At 72.0% G+C, this 5,072-nt stretch carries 6 protein-coding genes; 4 read left to right on the top strand and 2 right to left on the bottom strand.

The window, feature by feature from the left end; translation table 11 throughout:
- Window positions 1-480 (bottom strand): hypothetical protein (locus ACXJKG_RS19245; RefSeq protein WP_456847340.1); only part of this gene is annotated, 480 nt, incomplete at its 3' end.
- A 78-nt stretch (window positions 481-558) separates the two neighbouring features.
- Between ACXJKG_RS19245 and ACXJKG_RS19240 the strand changes: the two genes are divergently transcribed.
- Complete coding sequence (locus tag ACXJKG_RS19240; protein ID WP_456847339.1) at window positions 559-1,152, top strand: YbjN domain-containing protein; 594 nt, start codon at window positions 559-561, stop codon at window positions 1,150-1,152.
- Window positions 1,149-1,670, top strand: a complete 522-nt coding sequence (locus tag ACXJKG_RS19235) for a YbjN domain-containing protein (RefSeq protein WP_456847338.1) — start codon at window positions 1,149-1,151, stop codon at window positions 1,668-1,670. Before ACXJKG_RS19240 ends, ACXJKG_RS19235 begins: the two co-directional genes overlap by 4 nt.
- A 4-nt stretch (window positions 1,671-1,674) precedes the next feature.
- On the opposite strand, the gene miaB is transcribed toward ACXJKG_RS19235, so the two are convergent.
- On the bottom strand, window positions 1,675-3,237 hold the full coding sequence (gene miaB, locus ACXJKG_RS19230; RefSeq protein ID WP_456847337.1) for a tRNA (N6-isopentenyl adenosine(37)-C2)-methylthiotransferase MiaB: 1,563 nt from the start codon (window positions 3,235-3,237) through the stop codon (window positions 1,675-1,677).
- A 123-nt stretch (window positions 3,238-3,360) separates the two neighbouring features.
- On the opposite strand from miaB, the gene ACXJKG_RS19225 reads away from it, so the two are divergent.
- Together ACXJKG_RS19225 and ACXJKG_RS19220 are read left to right on the top strand one after the other, a co-directional pair.
- Window positions 3,361-4,134, top strand: coding sequence for an amino acid ABC transporter ATP-binding protein (locus tag ACXJKG_RS19225; protein ID WP_456847336.1), 774 nt, complete (start codon window positions 3,361-3,363; stop codon window positions 4,132-4,134).
- A 56-nt stretch (window positions 4,135-4,190) separates the two neighbouring features.
- Window positions 4,191-5,054, top strand: a complete 864-nt coding sequence (locus tag ACXJKG_RS19220; protein WP_456847335.1) for a glutamate ABC transporter substrate-binding protein — start codon at window positions 4,191-4,193, stop codon at window positions 5,052-5,054.
- The last annotated feature ends 18 nt before the right edge of the window (window positions 5,055-5,072 follow it).

Below are 5,072 nucleotides of genomic sequence, written 5' to 3'. Positions count from 1 at the left end.
GGCGAGCGGGGCGTCCGGACCGTGCCGGCCGCTCCCGGAGCCGACGACGACCAGGCCCGTCGGCCCGTCCCCCACGAGGGCGGCCCCGAGGGCGGCAAGGTCGTCCGCGCGCTGCCGGCCCGACACCTCGACCACCCGCAGGCCGGTGGTCCGCCCGGCGCAGGCCACCAGGTGCAGGGCGACGGCGCTGGACACCGACGGGTTMGTGGCCGGGCCCGGCGGGAGCCGGATACCCGCGACCGGCCACCCGAGCAGCTCGTCCGGGACCCCGGCGGCCGCCAGCGACGGCCGCACCACGCCGGTGAGCTCACGGGGCTCCGGCCCGGGCGCCACCACGACGATCGTCGCGACGTCTGCCGAGACCACCTCGGCCACCGCGCGCAGCGCCGCCTCGCGCAGCCCGGCGAGCACCTGCGCCGACCCCGACGCGCCGGGCACGAGGAGGGCGGTGTCGGGCACGAGAGCGGCGCGGACGAGCATGCCCAGAACCTACGCGAGACCGCGCGCCACCCGGATGACGGCCTCCCTGTGTGGGCGACCGCCGGTACTGTCGTGCGCATGGGGTCGTTCGGGGAGCGTGCGCGGCGATGGTTCCCGGGTCGCTCGCGGCCCGAGGCAGCCGATCGGCTGCCGGCACCGGAACCCGACGACGACGAGCTCCACGACCGCGTGGCCGAGCTGCTCGCGCGGGAGCTCGGCGTGGCGGAACCGGCGGTCGACCTGCCCACGGACGTCACCCCGGCGCGCATCGCCGCCTGGATGACCAACAACCAGTTCAGCTACTTCGTCGACAACGACGGCGACCTGGGCGGGCTGTGGCGCGGCCGGTTGTTCTACTTCTTCCTCTTCGGCGAGAAGTCGGAGATCCTCCAGGTCCGCGGGCAGTGGCACCGCGAGGTCGCCATCGAGCGGCTCGAGGAGGTGCTCGACGTCTGCAACGAGTGGAACGCCGACCGCATCTGGCCCAAGGCGTACGTCCGCGTGCGGGACAACGGCCGCGTGCACGTCGTCTCGGAGGTGGCCACCGACCTCGAGCACGGCGCCACCGACGCCCAGCTCAGCCAGATGCTCTTCTGCGGCCTGTCGACCGGCAGCATGTTCTTCGACGCCCTCGACGAGCGGTACCCGGACCCGGCGGGAGTGGCACCGTGAGCGGCCCGGGCTGGCTGCTGCGGGTGCTCGGCGGGCTGCCCAAGCCCACCAAGCGGCCGACGCCCGACGACGAGCCGCCGGGTCCGCTGACCCGCGAGCGCATCGCCGACTACCTGGTCGGCCGGGGCTACCGGTTCGTGATCGACGACGACGGCGACCTCACCGGCACGTGGGACGGGAGCCGGTTCTGGTTCCTGCTCCTGGGCGAGCAGCAGGAGATCCTGCAGGTCCGCGGCCGCTGGCACCGCAGCCTGCCCCTGGACCAGCGCGAGATCGCGTCCCTGGCGGTCAACGACTGGAACCGCGAACGGATCTGGCCCAAGGCCTACCTTCGCGAGGAGGAGGGCGTCCTCGCGCTGTACAGCGAGGTCTCCGCCGACTTCGAGCCCGGCGTGACCGAGCCCCAGCTGGCGCAGCTGCTCGCGTGCGGGCTGGGCACGGGCGTGCAGATGTTCTCGTCGCTCGAGGCCGTGCTCCCCCACGACGGCGCCCCGCCGCCGGACGTGCCGGACAACTAGCCGCTCAGCGGCGCCCGATCGTCGGCAGCCCGAGGACCACCGGACCCGCGGGCCCGCCGGTGCCGCACGAGTCGCCCGCGCCGCCGTGGCTGTGCTCGTCCTCGCCGTTCTGCCGGCGCTCCCACGCGTCGCCCGACGCCGTGCGTCGCACCGCGAACGTGCCGCCGGTCAGCGCTGAGTCGGCCACGAGGTGGTGCGGGGCCGCGTGCGTGACCGTCACGGTGACCAGGTCGCCCGGGCGGGGCGCCTCGGCGTCGACCGGGAGCGCGAGGTGGACCAGCCGGTTGTCGGCGGCGCGGCCCGTGACGCGGTGCGTGGCGTCGTCCTTGCGGCCCTCCGCCTCGGCGACCAGCACCTCGACGGTCCGGCCGACGAGCGCCTGGTTCTCCTCCAGCGAGATCCGCTCCTGCAGCGCGGTCAGGCGCAGGTACCGCTCCTGCACGACCGCCTTGGGGATCTCGTCGGGCAGGTCGAACGCCGGCGTGCCCGGTCGGGGCGAGTACTGGAACGTGAAGGCCGACGAGAACCGCGAGGCCTCGACGACGCGCAGCGTCTGCGCGAAGTCCTCCTCGGTCTCGCCCGGGAAGCCGACGATGATGTCGGTGGTGATCGCGGCGTGCGGCATCGCGGCCCGGACGCGGTCGAGGATGCCGAGGTACTTGTCCGACCGGTACGAGCGGCGCATCGCGCGCAGGACGCGGTCGGAGCCCGACTGCAGCGGCATGTGCAGCTGCGGCATCACGGTGGGGGTCTCGGCCATGGCCGCGATGACGTCGTCGGTGAACGCGGCCGGGTGCGGCGACGTGAACCGGACCCGCTCCAGCCCCTCGATCGCGCCCACCGCCCGCAGCAGCTTGGCGAACGCGCCGCGGTCCCCGAACTCGACGCCGTACGAGTTGACGTTCTGCCCGAGCAGGGTCACCTCGATGGCGCCCTGCGACACCAGGGCCTCGACCTCCGCGAGGATCTCCCCGGGCCGGCGGTCGCGCTCCTTGCCACGCAGGTGGGGCACGATGCAGAACGTGCAGGTGTTGTTGCAGCCCACGCTGATGGACACCCAGCCGGCGAAGACCGACTCGCGGCGCGTGGGCAGCGTGCTGGGGAAGACCTGCAGCGACTCCTCGATCTCCACCTGCGCCTCGGCGTTGTGCCGGGCCCGCTCCAGGAGCGTCGGCAGGACGTCGAGGTTGTGCGTGCCGAACACGACGTCGACCCACGGCGCCCGCTCGACGATCCCGTTGCGGTCCTTCTGCGCCAGGCAGCCGCCCACGGCGATCTGCATGCCCGGCCGGGCCCGCTTGGTGCCGGCCAGGCGGCCCAGGTTGCCGTAGAGCTTGTCGGCGGCGTTCTCGCGCACCGCGCACGTGTTGATGACGATGACGTCGGCGTCCTCCGCCGCGGCGTCGGCCGGGCTGGCGGCCACGTAGCCGGCCTGCTCGAGCATGCCCGCCATGTGCTCGGAGTCGTGGACGTTCATCTGGCAGCCGAGGGTCTTGACCAGATAGGTGCGCGCCACTGGGGTCGCCGACGGGACGTGCGGCAGGGCGGTGTGCAGGGTCGTGGACATCACCGACCAGGGTACGGCGAGCGCGTCGGAGGTCCCGCATCGAGCACGTCCCTTGACGATCCGGTGGCCGGATCGTGACTGTAAGCGCTCGCCAGATCGGACGTTCCGCCCTAGGTTCGATCAATGGGGGACCACTCAGACGCGCCGACCGACCATCCGGGCGACGCCCTCGTGGAGCTGCGGGGCGTCGACAAGCACTTCGGCTCACTGCACGTGCTGCAGCACATCGACCTCACCGTGCGTCGCGGCGAGGTCGTCGTCGTCATCGGGCCGTCGGGCAGCGGCAAGTCCACGCTGTGCCGGACGATCAACCGCCTCGAGACCATCGACTCCGGCACCATCCGCCTCGACGGCGAGCCCCTGCCCGCGGAGGGGCGCGCGCTCGCCCGGCTGCGGGCCGACGTCGGCATGGTCTTCCAGTCGTTCAACCTCTTCGCGCACAAGACCGTCCTGCAGAACGTCGTGCTCGGCCAGGTCAAGGCGAAGGGCGTCAAGCCGGCGAAGGCCCACGAGATCGCGCTCGACCTCCTCGACCGCGTCGGCGTCCGGGACCAGGCCGACAAGCTCCCGGCGCAGCTCTCGGGCGGTCAGCAGCAGCGGGTCGCCATCGCGCGCGCCCTCGCCATGCAGCCGAAGGTGATGCTCTTCGACGAGCCGACGTCCGCGCTCGACCCCGAGATGATCAACGAGGTCCTCGACGTCATGGTCGGCCTCGCGCGCGACGGGATGACCATGATCGTCGTCACCCACGAGATGGGCTTCGCCCGCAAGGCCGCGAACCGCGTCGTCTTCATGGACGGCGGCCAGATCGTCGAGGAGGCGGACCCCGAGACGTTCTTCACGGCCCCGGCCAGCGACCGCGCCCGTGACTTCCTCTCCAAGATCCTCACCCACTAGGCCCGACGAGACCCCGGACGAACCGACACCGCACACACACACAAAGGGGACACATCATGCGTAGAGGACGACTGGTACTCACCCTGGCGGCAGCCGCCACGCTCTCCCTGGCCGGTTGCTCGAGCGGCGACGACGACAACGAGGCGGGCTCGACCAGCGACTCGTCGGCCAGCAGCGGAGGCGCCGAGGGCACGATCAAGATCGGCATCAAGTTCGACCAGCCCGGCCTGGGCTACCAGGACGGCAGCGAGTACACCGGCTTCGACGTCGACGTCGCGAAGTACGTCGCGGGCGAGCTCGGGTACGGCGAGGACCAGATCGAGTGGGTCCAGTCGCCGTCCGCCCAGCGCGAGACCCTGCTGCAGAACGGCCAGGTCGACATGATCTTCGCCACCTACTCGATCACCGACAAGCGCAAGGAGGTCGTCTCCTTCGCCGGTCCGTACTTCGTCGCCGGGCAGGACCTCCTGGTCGCCGCGGACGACGACTCCATCACCGGCCCCGAGGACCTCGAGGGCAAGAACCTCTGCTCGGTGACCGGGTCCACGTCGGCCCAGCGCATCAAGGACGACTACGCCACCGGCACCAACCTGCTCGAGCAGCCCGGGTACGCCGAGTGCGTCACGGCCCTGACCGCCGGGACCGTCGACGCCGTGACGACCGACGACATCATCCTGGCGGGCCTGGCCGCCGTGCCGGCCAACAAGGGGAAGGTCAAGGTCGTCGGCAACCCGTTCTCCGAGGAGAACTACGGGGTCGGCATCCCGAAAGGCAGCGACCAGTGCGAGGCCATCAACACGGCCATCAGCAAGATGATCGACGACGGCACCTGGCAGGAGCTGCTCGACAAGAACGTCGGCGCCTMCGGCTACAAGGCCAACGACGCGCTGAACCCCCCGACGCCTGCCGCCTGCGCCTGACCCTCCTCCCGGGGGCCC

The organism is Cellulomonas sp. P5_C6 (genome assembly GCF_054049635.1).
This window is presented reverse-complemented; position numbering and strand designations above follow the sequence as displayed.

Coding starts and splice junctions, on each gene's coding strand:
- ACXJKG_RS19240 (WP_456847339.1), top strand. CDS start 559: ATGGGGTCGTTCGGGGAGCGTGCGCGGCGATGGTTCCCGGGTCGCTCG.
- miaB (WP_456847337.1), bottom strand. CDS start 3,237: ATGTCCACGACCCTGCACACCGCCCTGCCGCACGTCCCGTCGGCGACC.
- ACXJKG_RS19225 (WP_456847336.1), top strand. CDS start 3,361: ATGGGGGACCACTCAGACGCGCCGACCGACCATCCGGGCGACGCCCTC.